Source organism: Rhodoglobus vestalii, assembly GCF_006788895.1.
Classification (GTDB): domain Bacteria; phylum Actinomycetota; class Actinomycetes; order Actinomycetales; family Microbacteriaceae; genus Rhodoglobus; species Rhodoglobus vestalii.
The window spans coordinates 728334-750061 of sequence record NZ_VFRA01000001.1 but is presented as its reverse complement, the minus strand read 5'-3'; the positions used below and the strand labels follow the sequence as shown (position 1 = coordinate 750061).

The 21728-nt window shown below is 61.6% G+C and carries 17 protein-coding genes; 8 read left to right on the top strand and 9 right to left on the bottom strand.

Annotated elements, in window-relative coordinates:
• Window positions 1–3: 3 nt before the first annotated feature.
• Entirely contained in the window at window positions 4–1017 is a 1014-nt protein-coding gene (locus tag FB472_RS03570) for an endonuclease/exonuclease/phosphatase family protein (RefSeq protein ID WP_141989684.1), read from the bottom strand.
• Window positions 1018–1050: 33 nt separating this feature from the next.
• Here FB472_RS03570 and FB472_RS03565 point away from each other — a divergent pair, with 33 nt between their 5' ends.
• Entirely contained in the window at window positions 1051–1923 is an 873-nt protein-coding gene (locus FB472_RS03565; protein WP_141989683.1) for a PHP domain-containing protein, read from the top strand.
• An 11-nt stretch (window positions 1924–1934) separates the two neighbouring features.
• On the top strand, window positions 1935–3113 hold the full coding sequence (locus tag FB472_RS03560) for a MalY/PatB family protein (RefSeq protein WP_141989682.1): 1179 nt from the start codon (window positions 1935–1937) through the stop codon (window positions 3111–3113).
• Here FB472_RS03560 and FB472_RS03555 read toward each other — a convergent pair.
• Both FB472_RS03555 and FB472_RS03550 read right to left on the bottom strand, forming a co-directional pair.
• Window positions 3103–3552 (bottom strand): hypothetical protein, encoded by a 450-nt coding sequence (locus FB472_RS03555; protein ID WP_246078062.1) that lies wholly within the window; start codon window positions 3550–3552, stop codon window positions 3103–3105. The genes FB472_RS03560 and FB472_RS03555 overlap by 11 nt on opposite strands.
• A 381-nt stretch (window positions 3553–3933) precedes the next feature.
• The gene (locus FB472_RS03550; protein WP_141989681.1) at window positions 3934–5433 is read right to left on the bottom strand and encodes a DEAD/DEAH box helicase; all 1500 of its coding nucleotides are present in this window, start codon (window positions 5431–5433) and stop codon (window positions 3934–3936) included.
• A gap of 175 nt (window positions 5434–5608) precedes the next feature.
• On the opposite strand from FB472_RS03550, the gene FB472_RS03545 reads away from it, so the two are divergent.
• Window positions 5609–6325 (top strand): ferritin-like fold-containing protein, encoded by a 717-nt coding sequence (locus FB472_RS03545; RefSeq protein WP_141989680.1) that lies wholly within the window; start codon window positions 5609–5611, stop codon window positions 6323–6325.
• A gap of 60 nt (window positions 6326–6385) precedes the next feature.
• On the opposite strand, the gene FB472_RS03540 is transcribed toward FB472_RS03545, so the two are convergent.
• Complete coding sequence (locus FB472_RS03540; RefSeq protein WP_021810020.1) at window positions 6386–6676, bottom strand: hypothetical protein; 291 nt, start codon at window positions 6674–6676, stop codon at window positions 6386–6388.
• Between the two features lies 1 nt (window position 6677).
• The gene (locus FB472_RS03535) at window positions 6678–6902 is read right to left on the bottom strand and encodes a DUF3107 domain-containing protein (protein WP_021810021.1); all 225 of its coding nucleotides are present in this window, start codon (window positions 6900–6902) and stop codon (window positions 6678–6680) included.
• Window positions 6903–6975: 73 nt separating this feature from the next.
• Here FB472_RS03535 and FB472_RS03530 point away from each other — a divergent pair, with 73 nt between their 5' ends.
• A complete protein-coding gene (locus FB472_RS03530; protein WP_141989679.1) occupies window positions 6976–10077 on the top strand; it encodes an ATP-dependent helicase in 3102 nt (1033 codons plus the stop codon).
• Window positions 10074–13325 carry an ATP-dependent helicase gene (locus tag FB472_RS03525; protein WP_141989678.1) on the top strand — a complete coding sequence of 1084 codons (3252 nt, stop codon included), beginning with the start codon at window positions 10074–10076 and terminating at the stop codon, window positions 13323–13325. Before FB472_RS03530 ends, FB472_RS03525 begins: the two co-directional genes overlap by 4 nt.
• A gap of 45 nt (window positions 13326–13370) precedes the next feature.
• Here FB472_RS03525 and FB472_RS03520 read toward each other — a convergent pair whose 3' ends face one another.
• Complete coding sequence (locus FB472_RS03520; RefSeq protein ID WP_021810024.1) at window positions 13371–14225, bottom strand: LysR substrate-binding domain-containing protein; 855 nt, start codon at window positions 14223–14225, stop codon at window positions 13371–13373.
• 88 nt (window positions 14226–14313) lie between these two features.
• On the opposite strand from FB472_RS03520, the gene FB472_RS03515 reads away from it, so the two are divergent.
• Window positions 14314–15789, top strand: coding sequence for an MFS transporter (locus tag FB472_RS03515; protein ID WP_246078061.1), 1476 nt, complete (start codon window positions 14314–14316; stop codon window positions 15787–15789).
• On the opposite strand, the gene FB472_RS03510 is transcribed toward FB472_RS03515, so the two are convergent.
• Window positions 15786–16787 carry a phosphotransferase gene (locus FB472_RS03510; RefSeq protein ID WP_141989676.1) on the bottom strand — a complete coding sequence of 334 codons (1002 nt, stop codon included), beginning with the start codon at window positions 16785–16787 and terminating at the stop codon, window positions 15786–15788. The two genes, FB472_RS03515 and FB472_RS03510, sit on opposite strands and share 4 nt — an antisense overlap.
• Window positions 16788–16854: 67 nt before the next feature.
• On the opposite strand from FB472_RS03510, the gene nudC reads away from it, so the two are divergent.
• A complete protein-coding gene (nudC, locus tag FB472_RS03505) occupies window positions 16855–17781 on the top strand; it encodes an NAD(+) diphosphatase (protein WP_141989675.1) in 927 nt (308 codons plus the stop codon).
• Entirely contained in the window at window positions 17778–19469 is a 1692-nt protein-coding gene (locus tag FB472_RS03500) for an ATP-dependent helicase (protein WP_141989674.1), read from the top strand. Before nudC ends, FB472_RS03500 begins: the two co-directional genes overlap by 4 nt.
• Here FB472_RS03500 and FB472_RS03495 read toward each other — a convergent pair.
• Window positions 19390–20283 (bottom strand): hypothetical protein, encoded by an 894-nt coding sequence (locus FB472_RS03495; RefSeq protein WP_141989673.1) that lies wholly within the window; start codon window positions 20281–20283, stop codon window positions 19390–19392. The genes FB472_RS03500 and FB472_RS03495 overlap by 80 nt on opposite strands.
• Before the next feature lie 55 nt (window positions 20284–20338).
• On the bottom strand, window positions 20339–21682 hold the full coding sequence (locus tag FB472_RS03490; protein WP_141989672.1) for a zinc-dependent metalloprotease: 1344 nt from the start codon (window positions 21680–21682) through the stop codon (window positions 20339–20341).
• Window positions 21683–21728 lie beyond the last annotated feature (46 nt).

Here is a 21728-nt window from a genome sequence, read left to right as displayed (position 1 = left end):
GCACTATTGCGTTGGCGTGAGGGTGGCCACAATGGGCCGGTGGTCGCTGCCGTCACCGTCGTGCGACTCGATGACGCGCATCCCCGTGACCGTCCAATCGGCGGATGCCATGATGTGATCGATGGGGGCACCCAGCAGTGATGGCAATTGTGTTGGCCACGTGCCGACCGCCGCATTGTCGGTTGCTGAGGCGGCGTCGACACAACTCCCGAGAGCAAAATCGCCGCCGTCCGCGAGCGTGGCATAGTGATCGAGAGTGGAGTTGAAGTCACCAGCGAGAATAGTGTTGCTCGTTCTGCACTGCTCGGCGAGCCACTCAAGGTCACTGCGCCAGTTGGTCATCTCCCCCTGAATTGGCGCAACAGCATGAACGGCAACAAGAGTGGGGCCCTCGCCGTTCTGAGGAACGGCAACAAGGCTCGGCAGCGTCATTGTTGTGCGAGCCGACTCATCAACGGTGTACTCGCCCAGATCGGTGGAAATCAGAATTGTCGTCGACCGCGCCTTCGAGACCTGATCGTACGCCACCGTGTGCACCCACATCGGCCGCCCAGAATCTGCCATGAGCTGGGCAATCTCAAACCCCAACTCGCGGGTAGTTTCGGGCAGAGCCACGACATCCGCGTCATTCAGTAGTGCAAGTTCGGCGATCGTTGCAGCACCGGGAGCATCGCCAAGCGTGTTCCAGGAGAGCACCGTGACATCACCCTCCGCTTTTGTCTCGAAACCGGGGCTTCCGAAGCCGCGCGTTGACAGCACCGCCAGAGTCAGGGCGCTGAACGCGAGAGCAACGATGGCGAGGGATGCCGCGAAGCGTCTGAGGCTGACCGACAGGAGCGAAATCAGTGTGAGCCCCACCACTGCGACAAAGGCGGCGGCGGCGGCTAGCCCACGCAGAGACACGACCTGGGCGACTCCCGCAGCCTGCTCAAGAGAAAATAGCTGTGGCCAAGCCGCAACAAGGAGGGCGGCGGCGATGGCGACAATAAAGGTCGCTGCGAGGATGCGTCGAAACATAGCGCCCTGAGCCTAGAGCAATAGGCTTGCATAATGCGCAACACACCGATCGACCTGCACACTCATAGTGTGGTGTCCGACGGCACCGAAACGCCCACCCAGCTGGTTCGGTCCGCCGCAAATGCAGGGCTAGGCACGATTGCGCTCACCGACCACGACTCCACCGCGGGGTGGCAAGAAGCGATCACTGCCGCCGCCACAGCGGGGGTCAGTGTGATTCCGGGGATGGAGTTGAGCACCAACTATGGGCCAGCAAGCGTGCACGTTCTTGCCTACCTCTTCGACCCCCTCGATCGCACGATTGTCACCGAAACTGCCCGCATTCGGGACGGTCGACTTCGACGTGCTGAGCGCATAGTCGAAAAAATTTCGCTGGACTACGACCTCAGCTGGGATGACGTGCTCGCCGAATCGTCGGATGGAACCACCCTCGGGCGCCCCCACATCGCCGACGCACTCGTGCGCAAAGGACACGTCGCCAATCGCAGCGCGGCGTTTGAGAGCATCCTGCACTGGCAGGGTGGCTACTACGAGAAGTACTACGCCCCGAGCCCGCTTGAGGGAGTGAAGATGATCATTGCCGCCGGTGGAGTGCCCGTGCTCGCGCATCCAGCAGCCCACGGAAAGTATCGTCAACTCACCGGCTCAGTGATCAAGTCGTTAGCTGACGCGGGCCTTTTTGGTCTTGAAGTAAACCACCGCGACAACTCGCCAGAGGGGCGCGAATTTTTGCTCGGCCTGTGTGCCAAATACGGGCTGGAAGCCACCGGAGCCAGCGACTACCACGGAATGGGCAAACCCAACCGGCTCGGCGAGAACACGACCGAACCAGAAGTGCTCGAAAAAATGATTGCGCGGGGTACCGGCTCACAAGCATTCATTGCCAACGGCACACCCGCCGAGTAGGAGAAATCATCATGAGTAATGCCGAACAGTGGAACGCCCTGACGCCTGAGCTGTTGCGCAGTCGTGGGAGCAACAAGTGGACTGCGCCCGAGGGGGAGCTGCTGTGCGCCGGTGTTGCCGAGATGGACTTCGGCACCGCTCCCGCCGTTCTTGCCGAGTGGGCCTCCATCACCGAACGGCTCGATTTTGGTTATCCACCGGAGTCTGTCGGCCTCGAGCTGAGAGCCGCGACCGCCGCCTGGCACCGGGAGCACTACGGCTGGACGGTCGATCCCGCCGACGTTTCTCCTATCGCCGATGTGCTGAAGGGGCTTGAGCTGGCCATCACCGAGTTCAGCGCGCCCGGTGCACCCGTGATCGTTCCCACACCCGCGTACATGCCCTTCCTGCTGCTGCCGACGGTGTTGGGTCGCGACGTGATTGAGTCGCCCATGCTGCGGGGAGAGGACGCCAGTTTCGCGCTCGACCTCGACGATATCGCCTCCCACTTCTCCGCCGGCGCCAACCTGCTCGTACTGGCCAACCCCGGAAATCCGACCGGCAAGGTTTACACCTCTGAAGAACTTTCTGCCCTCGCCGATGTCGCCGATGCCCATGGAGCGCGAGTATTCAGCGATGAGATCCACGCGCCCCTGGTGCTGTTCGGCAATAAGCACGTGCCATTGGCGAGTGTTTCGGATGCCGGAGCACGGGTTGCGATCACCGCAACCAGCACCTCCAAGGCTTTCAATCTGCCCGGGCTCAAGTGTTCACAGCTCATCTTGAGCAATGATGCTGACCGCGCACGCTGGGCTGAGGTTGGCATGTTTGCCACGCACGGCGCGAGCACCCCAGGTATGCGCATGAACACAGCCGCATATCTGCACGGTGCTCAGTGGCTTGCCGAGGTTCGTGAGTACATCGAGGGAAACATCACCTCGATGCGCGAGGCTCTTGCCGAGCAGCTTCCGCTGGCAGTGATGGCTCCCATGCAGGGAACCTATTTGGTGTGGCTTGACCTGCGGGCGTATTCGGACGAGCCAGAGCTCGCTGGGTGGCTTGCAGAGAAGGCGGGTATCCGAGTTAATGGTGGCGTCGGTTATGGAGCGGTGGGCGCGGGCCATATTCGGGTGAATGTCGCGACCTCGCGTTCTATCCTTGAGCGCATCGTTGCCCAGCTTGCCACGGCGATGACTCTGTCTAGGCTGTGAGTCGATAGGTGGCACTGGTTGGTGTGGCGATTCCTGACGTCTGGGGCTCCACATCCGTGAGGTTGCTGTCGACGACTAGCCGGCAATCCTCGATCGCGCTACGAAGCAGTGCTCGCATGGACGCGTCGGTGCCGGGTGAGCACGCCTGAGCAATGCCCAACACAGCAGTCCGGATGATTGAATTGGTCATTCGCGTAACGGCGCGATCTCGATGGTCGGCAGGATTCCCAGCGACGAACTTTCGCGCCCAACGTTCGGCAAGCGGCGCTTGAGCCAAAGCTGAAGCGACTCTGAGCGTGAGATTCGTATCGGCAAGCGGCCGAAGGTTAGCCAGCTGCGAGTGTGTTGCAATGATCCCGACTGCGAGAGCTCGTTGACGCTCCTCGCTGGCAATCGGCAGCGCTGCCGATGCGACTCGCAACGCGATCAAGAGTTCCACGCGTGGATCGGAGCTAGTCAAGCCGATCACCGATGGAATCAGTTCTGCCAACTCTGAGCGTTCTCCGTCAGAGGTGCAGTCGTTGACCAAACGGGCCAGAAGGGCCAGCGCTGGGTGTGTACATGGGGGGTGGTCGCTCCATTTTTCTCCCGCAAGGTAGGAGGCGAATTCCATGAAGCATCCACCCTTACGGGCAGATCGGTGACGCCCCGCTGCGAGAACAGGTATGAACTCTGGCGAATAGTTCTTCTGATGCACCGGCATTGCTCTCCTCCTTGCTTACCGTGCGCTGAGGAACATTTCTCCAATTGTGCGCCTGTTCTGCAGATAAGACCAGAGGCGGACTGAGAGTTTTCCCAACCCGCCGCCACTGGCCTTCGCTTAGGCGCTTAGGGGCGCGCTCGGTGACCCGTCGTTGCCGCCGCGACGACGACGGGTGCGCTTGCGACGCGAGGGCGCTCCGCCATCGTGGGTTCCGCCACCTTCTGGACGAACCTTCTCATCCGAGGCGCGTGCGCGGGAAACAGAGCCGGTGTCGCCGTTCGCGCCCGAATCAGAGCCCGTTGAGCGCGAACGGTCGCGTGGTGGTCGCGAAGACGAATCGCCGGAGCGCTGCGGGTCGCGCCCGCGTCCGCCAGCCGAAGCGCCGCGCCCACCCGCACTAGCGGGAGCTGCCGCGCGCACAGCAGGTGCGTGTGACCCGGGAAGACGACCCTTGGTTCCCTCGGGAATGTCGAGTTCCGAAAACAGGTGCGGGCTCGACGAGTACGTTTCGGTCGGCTCGGGGATACCCATGTCGAGCGCCTTATTGATGTGCGTCCACTTGAGCATGTCTGCCCAGTCCACGAATGTCACCGCAACACCGGTTTTGCCGGCGCGCCCGGTACGGCCAGCGCGGTGCAGGTAGGTGTCGTGGTCGTCGGGAATGGTGTGGTTGATCACGTGCGTAACGTCGCTGACATCAATGCCGCGAGCCGCAACATCCGTCGCAATAAGAATGTCTTTCTTGCCAGCCTTGAACGCCGCCATGGCGCGCTCACGCTGCTCTTGGTTGAGGTCACCGTGAACTGCCGCAGCATTGAAACCGCGATCGTTGAGCTCTTCGACCAGCTTTGCTGCCGCACGCTTCGTTCGCGTGAACACCACGGTCTTGCCGCGGCCCTCAGCCTGCAAAATGCGGGCGATTACCTCATCTTTGTCAAGGTTATGCGCACGGTAAACGATGTGCTTGATGTTCTTCTGCGTCAGACCCTCGTCGGGGTCGGTGGCGCGGATGTGGATGGGCTTGTTCATGAAGCGACGAGCGAGAGCGACAATGGGCCCCGGCATCGTGGCGGAGAACAGCATGGTGTGGCGGGTGGGGGGAGTCTGCGCAAACAGTTTCTCGATATCGGCAAGGAAGCCGAGGTCGAGCATCTTGTCTGCCTCATCCAAAACCATGACTTTGATGTCTTTCAGCGACAGCATGCGCTGGCTCGCAAGGTCAAGCAACCGGCCCGGCGTACCCACGATGACCTGCGCGCCCGCCTTGATTTGTTCAACCTGACCTTCGTAGGCCTTGCCACCATAAATGGCGGCGATCTTGGTTGAGCGATTGGATGCCGCAAGCACGAGGTCTTCGGCCACCTGAACGCACAACTCGCGAGTGGGAACCACGATGAGGGCTTTCACGCCAGGCTCGGGATCGGTGCCCAGCGACTGCAGCACAGGAAGGCCAAAGCCCAGCGTCTTGCCGGTGCCGGTTTTTGCTTGACCGATGATGTCTTGGCCAGCAAGACCCATCGGAATGGTTTGAGTTTGGATCGGGAACGGTTCGAGGATGCCCTTGGTTGCAAGTGCATCGACCATGTCCTGATCGATATTGAGTTCTGAAAAAGTCACGTATGAAGCCCGTCTAGGTGCGATGCGCCCTTTTTGACCTGGGGCGCCGGACCCCCTCCAGATTCGGGGGGATGCCCAAAGTTTAGCGTGTGCTACTGGGCTGAAGCCGCAAATTGGAGCGGCGAGGCGAGTTGCTGCTGCGTCGGGTGGTGCCAACACGCCCTAAGCTAGCGGCGTGGTTAAGTGGTTTTCGCGCAAATCCGGACGCATCGAGGTGCCTCGCCTTCGGTCACGTGCCGGTGATGCGCCGACCGAAAAAGTGGCCCTCGCAGAGTTTGCGCCCGACATCCTCGGCTTTCTGGGGCGGGCCGCCTACGTGCAACTCATGATCTTCGAGAACCTGTCACGGGCAATCACCAATGCGCCCACAACTGCAGCAAAAACAGCGATTGGCAAAGCTGCCGAGTTATCGCTGGGCAAGCATCGTGCCCTTGTTGCCGAGATCACGAAAGCGGGCGGATCGCCGGCAGAGGTGATGGATCCGTACACTGACGTGTTTGACGAATTCGAGCGTCTCGCGCGCGGCGCCGACTGGTACGAGTCCCTCATCACCGCCTATCTCAGCGCGGGATTTTTCGACGACTTTTATGCCCGACTTGCCGCCGGTCTTCCCTCAGAATCACATAACCGCTTGGTCGCGATCTTCTCCGGGGAATCGGGAGAGAAAGTGCTTGCCGAATACTTGCAGGCCGCAATTGATGCGAATCCGCGACTCGACTCGCGCTTGGCGATGTGGGGTCGCCGTCTCGTTGGGGACATGATGCTGGCGGCCCGCTCAGCACTGGTGTTCCCTGATCACACGCGTTCGACTGAAGCGCAGGTTGAACCGGTATTCACCGAACTCATAGCAGCCCACACGCGTCGGATGGACGCGCTCGGCCTTACCGCCTAACGGCCTTACTGCCCAACGGTCCTGCCGCCCAACGGTCCTGCCGCCTGACTGGCTTGCCCCTTAACTGCGGGAGAGTGCCTCGAATGCGCGCGCATCCGCAGCCTCGCGGTGACGCGGAAGTAGCAGCGCGGCCGCGAGAGCAGCGCCGATACCGGCCAGAAGACTGGCGACCCAGATCCAGCTGCCGTCAAACGTGAGGCCCACAAAGACGAGGGCGACCCAGACTGTTGCCGTTACGGCTGCGCCGATAGCAGGAAGAAGGGCGCTGCCGTACATGCCGCGTGCGGGAAGCAGATAACGGATGATCGCCGCGATTGAGGCACCAATGACGGTGACGAAAAGCAGTTCCACGCTAGGCCACGAACCCCACGCGCCGGGATTCTTCTTCACCAAGCTCGACATAGGCGACAGCTGTGGTCGGAACGATGTACAGCTTGCCCTTGGCGTCGCGCAGGCTCACGTACTTAGCATCCGAGTTCAGTGCCTCGGCAATGATCGACTCAACCTCGCTCGACGACTGGGCCGACTCGAAGTTGATCTCACGGGGGCTGTTATTGATTCCGATGCTTATGTCCACACGCCAAGATTACGACACAACGGGAGTCGGTGAATGTGCGTTCTCTGTCAGCGCATCCAGATAGCGTTGCTTCATGGTCACCTTGCCCGAGGAGCACGCGGATGTCGCGGTCACCGAGCCGCTCGAGCTTGATGACTCTCAGCGGGCGGTCGTTGCACTCGCTGACGGTCTAAGTGCGATTGTGGTTGGTGCGCCCGGCTCGGGCAAAACGGTGACGCTCGTAGAGTTGGTGGCCGAGCGGGTGCACGCCCGCGGCTGGACTCCTCAGCAAATAGTGGTGCTCTCGGCGACCCGCCAGAGCGCCACCTCGCTCAGGGATCGCCTTGCTGCCCGCATCGACGCTCCCACGCTGGGGCCCATGGCGCGCACCGCCAACTCTTTGGCCTTCGAAGTGATTCGGGAGGCGGCTGCCGCCGCAGGCGACGGCGCGCCGACGCTACTCACGGGTGCCGAACAAGACCAGATCATTGCTGAGCTTCTTGCTGGGGAGATGGCCGACGGCGGCGGTGCCCCCTGGCCAGCCCATCTCGATGACGAGGTTCGGCAACTGCGCGGATTCCGCACTGAGCTGCGCGATCTCATGATGCGCTGTGTCGAATTCGGAGTCACACCCCACGACCTTCGGCAGCTGGGGGAACGCAACGATCGCCCGGAATGGGTGGCGGCATCCGCGTTCATCTCTGTGTACGACGCCGTTAAGGCGAGCTATCGCGATCGTCACTTTGATGCAAGCGAGTTGCTTGCTGAGGCTGCCGCTCTCATCACTCAGGGTCATTACGCGGCGATCGACCGGTTGCGTCTCGTGATTGTCGACGATGCTCACGAGCTCACCGAGGCGACCATTTCGCTGCTGCGGGCTCTCGCCAGTCGGGGGATAACGATCATCGGGTTCGGTGACCCCGACCTCACGACAGGATCGTTCCGCGGGGCACAGCCCGGAGTGCTCGCTGCCTGGGCCGAACGGCTCAGCCTCACCGACAGTCGCACGCTCTTTCTCTCAGCAGTGCACCGACATGGCGCGACTCTGCGGCAGAGTGTCACCGGGCTGACCGCGCGTATCGGCGTCTCGGGGCTCATCCAGCAGCGAAAGTCGGAGTCAGTCGCCACTGAACCGTCGAGCATCCGCAGCTATCAGATGGCAACCCCGGCTGAAGAAGTTGCCTTCATTGCACGGCAGCTGCGCGAGAAACATGTGCTGGAGTCGGTGCCGTGGTCTCGCATGGCGGTCATCGTGCGCACCGGATCGTTGATCCCTTCGCTCGCTCGCCAGCTGCGCACGCTCGAGGTCGTCACGAGTGTGTCGAGCGCTCGCAGCGCTGTGCGCAATGAGTTCAGCGTGAACGGGCTTATTGTGCTGCTGGAATTGGCTTTGCACCGTCGGCCGCTAGACGCGGAATCGGCGGTGCACTTGTTGAGCAGCTCGGTCGGCGGATTTGACGCGGTGTCACTGCGTCGCCTCAAGGCGGCACTGCGCCACGAGGCCCTGGCCGCAGAAAACTATGACCCCGCCGACCAGCTCATCGCGCAGGCGCTTGCGGCCCCCGCCGGGTTCACCAGCATTGAGACCAGAGTCGCCAGGCAGGCAGCGGCAGTGGCAAAGAACCTGCGCGAAACTGCTGCCGCGGCTGCCGCTGGCGACACCATCGAAGAGCTGCTCTGGGGTGCCTGGCAGCGCAGCGGTCTTGCCGACCGATGGTTTGTCCAGGCACTCGGTTCCGGTGTGGTCGCCGAAGAAGCCAATCGCCACCTTGACGCGGTTGTTGCGCTTTTCTCCGCCGCCAAGCGCTTTGTCGAGCGCCGCCCTGATGCCCCCGCCAATCTTTTTCTCAACGAGTGGCTGTCGGCGGATGTGGCCGAAGATACCCTTGCTGCGCGCTCCGTCGTTGACTCGGTCACGGTCGGAACACCGGCATCCGTCATCGGGCAAGAGTTCGACGTGGTCGTTATTGCCGGAATGCAAGAAAACGTCTGGCCCAACCTTCGCGTGCGCGGTTCGCTGCTTGGTGCCCACGATCTGCCCCGGGTGCTTGCGGGCGAGAAGCTCGCGGTCGCCGACCGCCGACGGGAAGTACTGCACGATGAATTGCGGATGTTTGCGCAGGCCGTTTCTCGTGCCACCAGCGAGGTGATCGTGACCGCCGTCGAGGGTGATGACAGCATGCCGTCACCGTTTATGACTCTGATTCCGACACCGGACGAACCGCTGAGGGTCAGGCCGCCGCTGAGCTTGCGCGGTCTTGTCGGTGTGCTTCGACGAGAGCTAACAACATCAACCAATCCGGGGGCGGCCGCGGCATCCCTGGCACGTCTAGCCCGCGAGGGGGTGCCCGGTGCCGACCCCCGCTGGTGGTACGGGCTGCGCGCACCGAGTACGACGGCGCCGCTGGTCGATCTGAGCGATCCGGATGCCGAAGTGCGAGTGTCACCCTCACGCATGGAATCATTCGAAGGCTGCCCGCTGCACTGGGCCATCGACCAATTGGGTGGGGCGACCTCCACCGTTGCGTCGAACCTCGGTTCGCTCATCCACGGGGTCGCTGAAACCGCTACCGAGTTCAGCGCAGAGGCGCTGTTTTGTGCCGTTGAGGAACGCTGGGGTGAGATGACTTTTGAAGCGACCTGGCAGTCCGAAGCCGAAAAGCTCCGAGCGCGAAAGCTCACCCAGCATCTGGCCACCTACCTGCGCGACTTCGCGGCCAACGGTGGTGAGCTCATTAGCAACGAAATGGCCTTTGTGCTTCCGCTTGAGCACGCGCGGCTGAGCGGAAAAATTGACCGGGTGGAAATGTATGGCGGAACAACCGCAGTGATAGTTGACCTCAAGACCGGAAAAAACGAACCATCAACCGATAACGCGGTAGCTGATCACCCACAATTGGCGGCTTACCAACTCGCATTCGCATCCGGTGCGATCGAGGGAGTGCCCGGGGGTCTCGTCAACGGTGGCGCCAAGCTCGTTGTGCTGTCACCCTCGGCAAAGACCCGCGACTACGTTGACCCGAAGCAGGCACCGATGACCGATGAGCAGCTCGAACTGTTCCGCCAGCGCGTTGTTGAGGATGCCAGGGGCATGGCCGCCAACGTGTTTGTGGCCCGCATGAGCAGCCACTGCACCGATCCGTGGAGTTTCGGCAACTGTCGCATTCACGTCGTGCCGCAGGTGAGCGCCCGATGATCTCCTCCGTTGACCTTGCCGGTCTCCTGGGCATCCATGCGCCCACCGCGCAGCAGCAAGTGGTGATCGAGGCTCCGCTTACCCCCGCGCTCGTTGTCGCGGGTGCCGGCAGCGGCAAGACTGACACGATGGCCAGCCGTGTGGTGTGGCTTGTGGCCAATAACCTCACCACCCCCGATCAGATCTTGGGCCTCACCTTCACCCGCAAAGCGGCCGGTTCCCTCAGCAAGCGGGTGAGCGAGCGCATCGCGATTCTGCGGGACGTGCAAGACCGCCACCCGGAACGGTTCACGGCAACGCCAGAAACAGGGTCGATCGAGTTCGATCAGCCGACCATCTCAACCTACAACTCATTCGCCAGCGCGCTGTTCAGCGAGAACGCCCTGCTGATCGGTCGCGAACCCGAATCAACGCTGCTGAATGACCCCTCGTCGTGGCAACTTGCCCGCAAGCTTGTTGTCGCCAGCACCGATGAACGCCTGATTGGGCTCGAAAAGTCGATCACTGCGCTCACCGAGGCTGTGCTCGCCATCAGCCACGCTCTCAGCGACAACGTTGCCCATGCCGCTGACGTCGCTGCGTACGCCGCGCGCTTCACCCAACTTTCTGAGTTGCCCTTTGCCGAGACCGCACACAAAAAGACGCCATACGTTTCTGTGATCGAGGCGGTCAGCGAGGTCGGTTCACTTGCGCCGTTGCTCGACTTGGCCGTGCAGTATGCTCAACAAAAACGTCAACAGGGGTTGTTGGAGTTCAGCGATCAGGTGGCTCTAGCGCTCGAGGTCAGCGAGCGCTCCAGCGACGTTGTCGAGCACTATCAGGACCGCTACCGTGTCGTGCTGCTCGACGAGTACCAAGACACCAGCGTTGTGCAAACGCGGCTGCTCGCGCGCTTGTTCGGCAATCATGCGGTGATGGCCGTCGGCGACCCACACCAGTCAATTTATGGCTGGCGCGGAGCAAGCGCGGCAAACCTCGCCCGGTTCAGCCGCGACTTCAGTGGCACTGACGATGCACAAATCTTTGCGCTCTCGACGAGCTGGCGAAACGCCACGAGCGTGCTCGACGCCGCCAACGTGATCGTTGAACCCCTCAGCGCGCGGTCGCCAGTGCGCGTTGAGTCGTTGGATGCTCGCCCTGACTCGCCCGCCGGAACCATCGACGCCCACTACTTCGAGCACATCGACGAAGAAGCTCACGGCGTCGCGAAGTGGTTCGCGGGAGCGCTCGCCCCGCCAGCCTGGAACCACTACGACCCCGACCCTGAGGTGGCGGCCCCCACACCGCCAACGGCAGCGATCCTGTTTCGGCGTCGCAGCGACATGGATCGTTTTGCCGCAGCGTTGGCCACAGAAGAAGTCCCGTATCACGTGCTCGGAATCGGCGGACTGCTCTCCACCCCCGAAATAGTCGACCTAGTGAGCGCGCTCACCGTCATTCACGATCCCACCGCCGGATCAGAACTCATCCGACTGTTAGCCGGTGCTCGATGGTCGATCGGCCCGCGCGATCTGGCCGAACTCGCATCCCTCTCGCGATGGTTGCTGAGCCGATCTGTGACACAGCAGGAGCTGAGCGCCGAAGTGCGCCAGCGCATGCGCGAGTCAGTCGCGGTCGATGATTCGGCATCCATCGTCGATGCTCTCGACTTTGTGGGGGAGGCGCCCGCCACACACTCGCAACTTCAGGGGTTCAGCGACGAAGGAATTCTTCGGCTCAAGGATGCCGCCGCGCAGTTGGCGTTCTTCCGTTCGCGAGCCGGTCTCGAGCTGGGAGACCTTGTGCGCCTGCTTGAGCAAGAGCTACTGCTCGACATCGAAGTTGTCGCGAGCCGCCCTCAAGCGCAGGGCATGGCAAATCTGTATGCCTTCCATGATGAGCTAGCGGGTTTTCTTGCCAGTGATGATCAGGCCACCCTGGGCAGTTTCTTGTCCTGGCTTCGACGTGCGGCGCAGCAAGACATGATGGGGCCGCGCAGTGATGATGCGGAAGCTGGCACGGTTCAGTTGCTCACCATCCACGCCTCGAAAGGGCTGGAGTGGGATCTGGTCGCGCTTCCGCGGCTGGTTGCCGGTGAAATTCCGGCAACATCACGGGAGGGCAAAGGATGGGTGGGCTTCGGCAAGTTACCGTTCGCTTTCCGGGGCGACTCCGCAGAACTCCCCGAGGTTGCGTGGGAGAACGCGAACTATCAGTCCGAGTTTGATGCCTCGCTGAAAGACTTTAAAGTGGCGCTCGCTGACCGTCACCAGGCCGAAGAGCGTCGACTCGGCTACGTAGCCATCACCCGTGCGCGCGACAACCTGCTGCTCTCGGGGTCATTTTGGTCGAGCCGGAGCAAACCCCAAGCCCCCAGCGTGTTTCTGCAGGAATTGCAGGAGCGCGGCCTCATCGAGGAACTACCGACCGACCCGGTTAACGAGGAAAACCCGACCCTGAATGACCTTGTCGACCCGCTCTGGCCGTTTGATCCCCTTGGCCACCGGCGGGCGACCGTCGAAACTGCCGCACAGTCAGTGAACACTGCCGACCCGGGGGGTGAGGGGCTGTGGTCCCGCGAAATCGATCTGCTGCTGGCGGAACGCGATCAAGCCGCAAGTGACGCCACACGCACGCCGCTGCCCCAGCGCATCCCGGCCTCCCGGTTCAAGGACTACATCGCCGACCCCGAAGCGGTCGCGCTATCGCTTCGCCGGCCCATGCCCGAAAAGCCCTACCGGGCAACACGGTTGGGAACTCAGTTTCACGAGTGGGTGGAGACTCGCTTTGGCGGTTCAGCATCGGCGGACACATTCGACGCACTGCCCCTCGAAATCGACGGAACGGATGCCGACAGTGTCGCGGATGCCGAACAGTTGGCCCGTTTGCAGGCAACCTTCGAACGCTCGTCGTGGGCAACGCGCAAGCCCGTCGACGTTGAGATCGAGATTCACGTTCCGTTCGACGATCGGGTGGTGATTTGCAAGATTGACGCTGTCTACGCCGACGGCGATCGCTACGAAATTGTTGACTGGAAGACCGGTCGCGCGCCTCGTGATGCCGCCGATCTCGAAGCCAAGCAATTGCAGCTCGCGCTCTACCGATTGGCGTACGCGCAGTTCAGGGGCATAGCGCCCGAAAACATTGATGCAGCATTTTATTTCGTTGCCGACGATACCGTGATTCGGCCCGAGCATCTTTATGGCGAGAGCGAGTTACGCGCAGCGTGGGCACGATCCGTAGGTACCGCGCCAAGCTTTAGCGCCTGACGCGCCTGATCCACCCTGACACCCAGAATACGAGCAGGGAACGCGTCAGGATCGCCGCTGTACCGGTCTACTCAGGATCGCCGCACTCAACGCATCGACCGGTTCGCGAGCGACCATCGGGTTGTTGAGCAAGACGAAGTCAACATCACCGAGCTCGGGCAGTTCAAAGGAGGCCGGAACCTGCGCGAGGTCTGCCGGGATCAGTGACTGCGGAAACACCGCAATTCCGATTCCCGCCCTCACAGCAGCCAACGCACCATTCACTTCCTTCACATTGCAGGTTATCCGCCACGTGCGACCCCCAGCTTCGAGAGCGCGCATCGCGTACTCGCGCCCCAGACTGGGGGCCTGATACAAGATCAGAGGCACGGGGGAGGCGGCATCCATGTTCATGCTCTTGTGCCCGATCCAGACCATTCGGTCACGGCGCACGAGCTGGCCGCCTTCGGCTCCGGCATCCTGTTTGACAAAAATGAGATCAAGTTGGCCAGCCTTCAATCGACGCACGAGTGCGCCGCTTTGGCTCACGGTCAGTTCTAGATTGATCTGTGGGTAGAGCTGACGAAAATCCCGCAAGATGCCCGGCAGTTGTGTGAGTGCGAGGTCGTCTGCTGACCCGAAACGAAGCCGCCCCCGCATCGCGGAGCCGGTGAAATAGTTCACCGCTTGATCTTCGGCCGCCAAGATCGCGCGGGCGAAGCCCAGCATGGCTTCGCCGTTGTCGGTGAGAGATACTGCGCGGGTGTCGCGCAACACGAGAATTCGGCCGGCTGCCGCCTCAAGTTTTCGAATGTGTTGGCTGATCGTGGGCTGACTGAGACTCAGCGTTCGGGCGGCATCGGTGAAGCTGAGGGTGTCGGCGAGAGCAACAAAAGATTTCAGTAATACGGGATCGAACACGCACACTCCATTACGAAACGTAATTGAATTTATAGGCTCGATTATGCACGGGAATGAGTGGGGTGACAATACGGTTGAGGGTGTGGCTATGACATCTGAGACTTCTCCGGCAACAGTGCCCATCTCGGCTGTGATGCAGCGCCCGCTGTGGCGCGACACTTTCAGTTCGCTTCGACTACACAACTACCGGCTTTACGTCATCGCGCAATTTATCGCCTACACCGCGGCATGGGTGCAGCGCATCGCCGTTGATTGGCTCGTTCTCGAACTCACCGGCAATGTGGCGTTGGTAGGTCTCACGATCGCAATCCAGTTCACTCCCACGATTGTGCTCGGCGCCTATGCGGGCGTTATCGCCGACCGTTTTGATAAGCGCGCAACGCTGATGATCGCGCAGTCGATTATCGGTGTGCTCAGCCTTGCCCTCGCGATCGTGACGATCCTGGGGGTAGCAGAACTCTGGCTCGTATACCTGCTGGTGTTGCTCATGGGCATCATTCAAGTCTTCGACAACCCAGCGCGGGCGGTTTTTGTCAACGAGCTGGTTGGCCCGCGTCACCTGCGCAATGCGATCAGTCTCAATGCGTCGATCTTTCACTCGGGCGCGTTCTTGGGCCCGGCACTGAGTGGCGTGTTGATTGTGGCTGCGGGTTCAGGCTGGGCCATCGGTATCAACGCGGTGGCGGTCGTCATCGGTGTCATTATTTTGGCGTCAATGCGCAAGAGGGAACTCCTGATCGCCCCGCGTGCCCCAGGGACAAAGGGGCAAATTCGTGAAGCCATGCGTTACATTCGCAATAAGCCCACGCTGTTCTGGACAATGGTGATGGTTTTTGTGATCGCCGTGTTCGGCATGCCGATGCCGACTTTGTTGGCCGCGATGGCGAACACCGTCTACGAGACCGGCGCTAGTGGTTACGGCCTCTACAACTCGCTGGCGGCCATCGGTGCGCTCCTTGGAGCGCTGGCATCAGCTCGCCGCTCAAGCCTCCGGCTGCGCACCATCATCTTCGGCGCGGTGCTCTACGGCGTCGCGATGATGCTGGCCGGAATCGTGCCAATTTATTCGCTGTTCTTGGGAGTGTTGATTGGTATTGGGCTGAGCCGGCTGCTTCTCATGACGGCGGCCGAAACGATGGTGCAGCTGTCGTCCAACCTGGTGATACGCGGCCGGGTGATGGCCTTCTACGTGATGGTCATCCTCGGGGGACAGGCGGTGGGCGGACCGCTCATGGGCACCATTGCCGAACTGTGGGGTGCCAAGATCGCTTTTGTCATTGCGGGTGGGGTTCCCACGGTTGTCGCGATCACGATAGCGATCCTGCTAGCGCGCTCCGGGCGCCTGACGGTGCGCGTTGCGCCGCGTCGCACCGGTCGATGGATGGCGATCGTGCCACATCCCCGGTCGCGTGCGATCACGGAATCGATGCCGATCGTTGGCTCTGGCTCTGGCTCTGGCGCCGCCGCCGCCCACGCTCCGACATCCCGCAACCGGCTTCGTGCGCTGCGCGCCTCGCTATCCCGAGGGGCGCGCAAACGACGCTCTCCGAAAGAAGACCTCTAGCCGGCGCGATTGTTGTTGCGCAGCATGGCCTCGACCTCGTCGACAGCCATCGTGGGAACTGTGTTGGCGCTGATCGGATTCATCACGTCATCACGAATGTCGTCGAGTAGCGTCGTCAGCATTTCGACTGCGTCATCCACAATTTCGGTACTGCGGACTTCCGTTCCGTGCAGCAACCATTTGACGACGGAGAGTTCAGCATAGAAAGTGGCGCGCTGTTTGAGTTGGCGGTCGCCAGCACCGCGGGCATCCGAGTAGGCACCGAACGCGGTGTCGATGATGGCCTCGTTGCGCGGGCCGAGTAGCCACTGCAAGTCGGTTGCCGGGTCGCCGATTTTGATGTCGTGCCAGCCGAGAACACCGGTGACCGCATTGTCTGAGCTGAGGAATGAGTCAGAAACAAGCGAGCCGTTGACGACCGTCGGTTGAAACTGCCAAATTGTGGAGTCTGCGGCAGCGGCACGCCAGCGTTCGAGTAGCGCTCGGGGAACCAGCTTGGTGGCGGCGGCGCGGTCGATGATAGAAATGCACGCGCGGAGGCTTTCACCGGCGGTCTGCACGGGGAGCCCGGCATCCGCCACAAAGCTTGTTGGCAGGCTGTGAATCGCGGCGATCGCGGAACCGATAGATGCTGAGAGCGAGCCTGGGCCGGTCGTGTACGAGCGCATGGGTACTTTGCTGCCGTACACAAATTCATAAACTATCCCGCGGGTTTGGCCAACGGGTACCTGACCGGCATAGCGTGTGACGGCAAACGGTAGACGGGTGCGAACCCCGGCACTCAACGCACGAAGCGCTACGAGGTCGGCAGACTGCAGATTTTCTGCAGAGGTGTTGCGGGGCACTCGAATAATCCAGTGCTTACCGTCGCGCCCGGTGATCAGCGCGGAATCGAAGTCGTTGACGCTGCCGGTACCGAATGGAGCGGCTGCGGCAACATCGAGCCCCTCAACAGCAGAGGTCGCCAGCGCGGCTAGAGTGAGATGTGATCTGGCCATAACACTCAGGGTAGGTTGCTCAGACGCGCATTTGCCGCACGCCACGCACTTGGGACGGGGTCGATACATGTCACAGTCTTTTCTTTCGCGGCTGCCGCTGTCGCGCTATGAGATTGATCGTGACCATCTTGCTAGAGAAGACCCTCATCTTCTTGACCGCTTGTGGCGCGACACGGCGACCAGAGTTTTGCCGATTTTTGATGGCTCAGCCCTGCTCTCCGCTGAAGGATCGCTGGCGTTACTGCGGCCGGATGCGATCGAGCGCGGCGACACGAGTGTGTATCTCGGGCGATCGACCTCCACCACGGGCCCCGAGCCGGTCGGCACTGCCATCGTGACCATGGAACTCCACGACGCCGGACATTTTGCTGAAGCCAGCTGGGGAAACCTGCGCTCGATTGCTACCCGGTTGAGCGCGCGGGATGTCGGGCTGTTTACCGAAGCTCTTTCCATCCTGAACTGGCACTCATCCCACCTGTTTTCGCCGCGCACCGGTGAACCCACGGTGGTGGAGAAAGCGGGCTGGGTTCGGCGCGACGTTACGTCGAATATCGACGTATTTCCCCGCACCGACCCGGCAATCATCGTCGGCGTCACCGACAACGATGACCGCCTGCTGCTCGGGTCAAACGCGCTGTGGGAATCGAACCGGTACTCGCTTCTTGCCGGATTCGTCGAACCGGGCGAGTCACTTGAGTCAGCCGTCGAGCGAGAAATTTTCGAAGAATCCGGTGTTCCCGTGGTCGATCCGGTGTATTTAGGCAGTCAGCCATGGCCGTTCCCGGCATCGCTCATGCTCGGCTTCATGGCATCTGTAGCCCCCGGTTTTTCTGGGCCAGGCACCCCAGATGGCACCGAAATTCTTGATCTGCGCTGGTTTAGCCGCGACGAGCTTGCCGCATCGCTGAACGACATACGTTTGCCCGGGCACTCGTCCATTGCGCGCGCGATCATTGAGCATTGGTACGGCGAACCGATCGACCAGCAGTCGTGACTGTACAGGCCGACGCCCTCCTCGACGCCCTCGATGACGGCCAGCGACAAGCGGCGGAGACGCTGCTGGGGCCCGTCTGCCTGCTGGCGGGAGCCGGTACGGGAAAGACGAGGGCGATAACGCACCGCATTGCCTACGGCGTGGCGACCGGTGTCTACCCGCCCGGTCGAGTGATGGCGCTCACGTTCACCAATCGCGCTGCCGGAGAGCTGCGTGGTCGACTGCGGGCGCTCGGTGCTGATGGAGTGGCTGCTCGCACTTTTCACGCCTCCGCGCTCTCGCAACTGAACGCATTTTGGCCGCAAACCATCGGCGGAACAATGCCGCGACTGCTCGAAGGTAAAGCGCGAATGATCGCGCACGCCGCCGATACCCTGAAACTCAAGTTGGATACGGCCACCCTGCGTGACGTTGCGGCAGAAATTGAGTGGCGCAAGACCTCCCGCATCTCGATTGAACAGTATGGGGGTGCTGGCCGCACCGTGCCAGCCGCTCTCACGATGGATCGCATGGTTGCGCTGCAGACCGCATACGAGGCCACGAAGGATGCCCGCCGGCAGATTGACTTCGAAGATGTGTTGCTGGCCGCGGCCGGAATGATTGAAGCTGAACCCCGCATCGCGCAGCAGGTACGCGAGCAGTACCGATTCTTTGTCGTGGACGAGTATCAGGATGTGTCACCGTTGCAGCACGAACTGCTGCGGCTATGGGTCGGAGACCGCGACGACCTCTGTGTGGTCGGCGATGTCAGCCAAACGATTTATTCTTTCGCGGGGGCGAGCCCCGACTTCTTGCTGCGTTTTGCCGCGCACCATGACAACGCGATCGTGTTGCGGCTGGAGCGTAACTATCGGTCGACCGCCGAGATCGTGCACACCGCCAACAAGCTGATGGCAAACCAACCTGGCGCATTGACTCTGCAGGCCGCAACCGCCGAACACTCGGTGCCGCCAGCGGTCACCGGCTACGATGACGACCAGGCAGAGGCTGCGGCCGTTGCGGAGACGATCGCGGGTCAGATTGCGGCAGGAACCAGCCCCGAAGAGATCGCTGTGCTGTACCGCATCAATGCACAATCGCAGTCGATTGAGGCTGCGCTGTCGGCCGCCGGAGTTCCGTTCCTGGTGCGCGGAGCAACCCGATTCTTTGAGCAGCGCGAGGTCAAGGAGGCAATTATGTTGCTCCGGGGGGCATCCATCTCTACAGCGACGGAGCCACTGTTCAAGTCGGTCAGCGATGTGTTGAGATCGATCGGGTGGTCGCAAGATCCTCCCGAAAGCGCGGGCGCGGTGCGTGATCGCTGGGAATCGCTCAACGTGATCATGCGCCTCGCCGAGGATTCGCCCACCGAGCTGACGCTTCGCGAGTTTGTTGCCGACCTCGTCGACCGCCAGAGCAGCAATAATGAACCGCTGCGCTCCGCCGTGAACCTCGCGACTCTTCATTCAGCCAAAGGCCTGGAGTGGGATTGCGTGCACATTGTTGGGCTCAACGAGGGCCTGCTGCCGATCAGCTATGCCCGAACTCCCGCCGCGATTGATGAGGAGCGGCGTCTGCTCTATGTCGGCATTACTCGTGCACGCCGATCGCTCGGGATGTCGTGGTCGGCTAGCGCACAAACCGGTCGGGGTGGGCGTCGTGCTCCCAGTCGCTTTCTGGAGGACGTGCGCGACCGGACGTCACGCTGACGATATTGTCTACCTGCTGACAACCACAATCGGGGTGGCGGAAACGCAGGCTCTCATCACGACGACCGGTGGCGTCATCGATGCGCACTGAGGTGTGTGAATCGGCGGGGGTGTGGTCGAAGACCGTATAGCCCACCCGGCCGAGACGGTGAAGTGCCATCCGGCTAGTTTCTGCGGCAGCTTCGGCAATCAGCACGGGGGTGAGGGCATGCGACGCTCGGCCGATGAGTTGAGTCGCGATTGCTGGCCATGCCGGATCGTTGTCGCGACGGTGCAGTTCGACACAGAGCAGACATCCGGTAACTCCGGGGGTGACAACGGGCCCGATCTCGGCGGCGGAGTCGGAGATGACGACGGGGAGGTGCGGAACATCACGACGAAGCCAGTGTGTGTGCACTGAGGGTGTGAGCACAAAGTGGCCGACCACGATCGCGAGATCGGGGTGGGCGGCGGCGAGTTCATCCGCGTGTTCGGCCACGCTCACACTCACGCCACTGGCCGCGAGCACGCGCGCGATCGACTCTATGAGCGGGCTAGCGGCCCCAATAATGGCAACACTCGCATTCGGTGGTGGGGGTGGCGTGGCGATGAGTACCCGGGAGAGAGCATCGACCAGGTCGTCGCATTCGTCGGGGTGTGAGCGGGCGAGCATGGCGAGACCGCTCTGGCTGATGCCCGCCACCAGGGCGGAGAGAACCTTTTCTTGGGTTTCGGTGACATGCGGCAGCACAACGGCCGGTGGATCAACGCCGATCTGTGCGCTGGTGGGGGAGCGCCACACCAGTGGTAGCCGGGGGTCTACGCGCAAGATCATGTGAACATTGTGCCCACGCCGCCGGATCCTCAGCGCGAAGCGTCCACAGTGCAGGTTAGGGGTTCTCGCCCTCGTGGGGGCGCTCCCCGGATTCATCATTGAGAAGGTCACTGATTGCCTGATCGATGTCGTCTGGTGTGCTGCCGCCGTCACGCAGGCGAGCCACGAGGGCAGCAGGGTCGTCGATGTCGGCCGCGGTCGGCATGAGGTCGGGGTGCGACCAGAGCGCATCCCGCTGTTGGGAGCCCAGTTCGTCGTTGACGAGCTGCCACATTGTGGCGGCTTCCCGCAGTCGACGCGGTCGAAGCTCTAGGCCGACAAGTGTGGCGAAGGCAGACTCTGCCGGGCCACCGGATGCGCGGCGGCGGCGAACAGTTTCGGCAATGGCACCGCGAGATGGCAGTCGCGTCGTCGCGGCGGCAGTCACCACATCCACCCAGCCTTCCACAAGCGCCAGCACGGTTTCGAGGCGTTCGAGTGCCTCTTTTTGCTCTTGGCTCTTTGGGGGAATCAGCGACCCGTTGGTCATGGCGTCGCGCAATTCTTCGGGGTTGTTCGGGTCGAAGCCGCTAGCCAGTTCGGCAATCGCATCCGAATCAATGTGGATGTCGTGGGCATAGGCGGTAACTGAAGTCATGAACTGCAAGCGCAACCACTTCGCATGGCGAAAGAGTCTGGCGTGTGCGAGTTCGCGTACTGCAAGATACAGGTGCACTTCTTCTTCGGGGATGTCGAGGCCGCTGCCAAAGGCGAAGACGCTCTGCGGGATCAGTGCTGCTTGCTGTTCGTCAAGCAGAGGAATGCCGATATCGCCGCCGGAAACGACCTCGCTAGCGAGTTGCCCCACTACCTGGCCGAGTTGCATCGCAAATAGGGTGCCACCGATGTTGCGCATCATTTTGCTGGCGCCGCTGAGCATCTCATTCATCTCTTCCGGCGTGTTTTGCTCGAGAACCTCGGTGAGTGAGTTGGCGATTGAATTAGCGACGGGTTCGGCAAGCTGAGTCCAGATGGGCATCGTGAGGGTGACCCATTCGCTGCGGCTGAGCAGCTTCGGTTCGGTGGTGAGTTCAGAGATGTCGGTGACGTCATTGAGCCAGAGGGATGCAACGTGAAGCGATTGTTCTAGTTTGGATCGCTCTGCAGGCAGCGAGACGACCGTGCTTTGAGCGGCAAGGTTTTTTGCCTGCTCGAGCGCGATGTCCCAGTTGATTCCGTCGCCGCTTGTGGCCATTGCGCTCTGAAGTTGATCGAGCAGGTGCCGGATCATCGCGGGATCATTGGGTAGACCGGCGGCTGCGGCGAGTTTCGCAGGATCGATGTCTCCATCGCCGGAGAGAAACTCGCGCATCATGTCGCGGAACTCGTCTTCAGAATTGTTCTCAGCATCATCAGCCATTCATTAACGCTAGTCGCTCGATGCCGTGTGCGGCTGAGTTTTGACC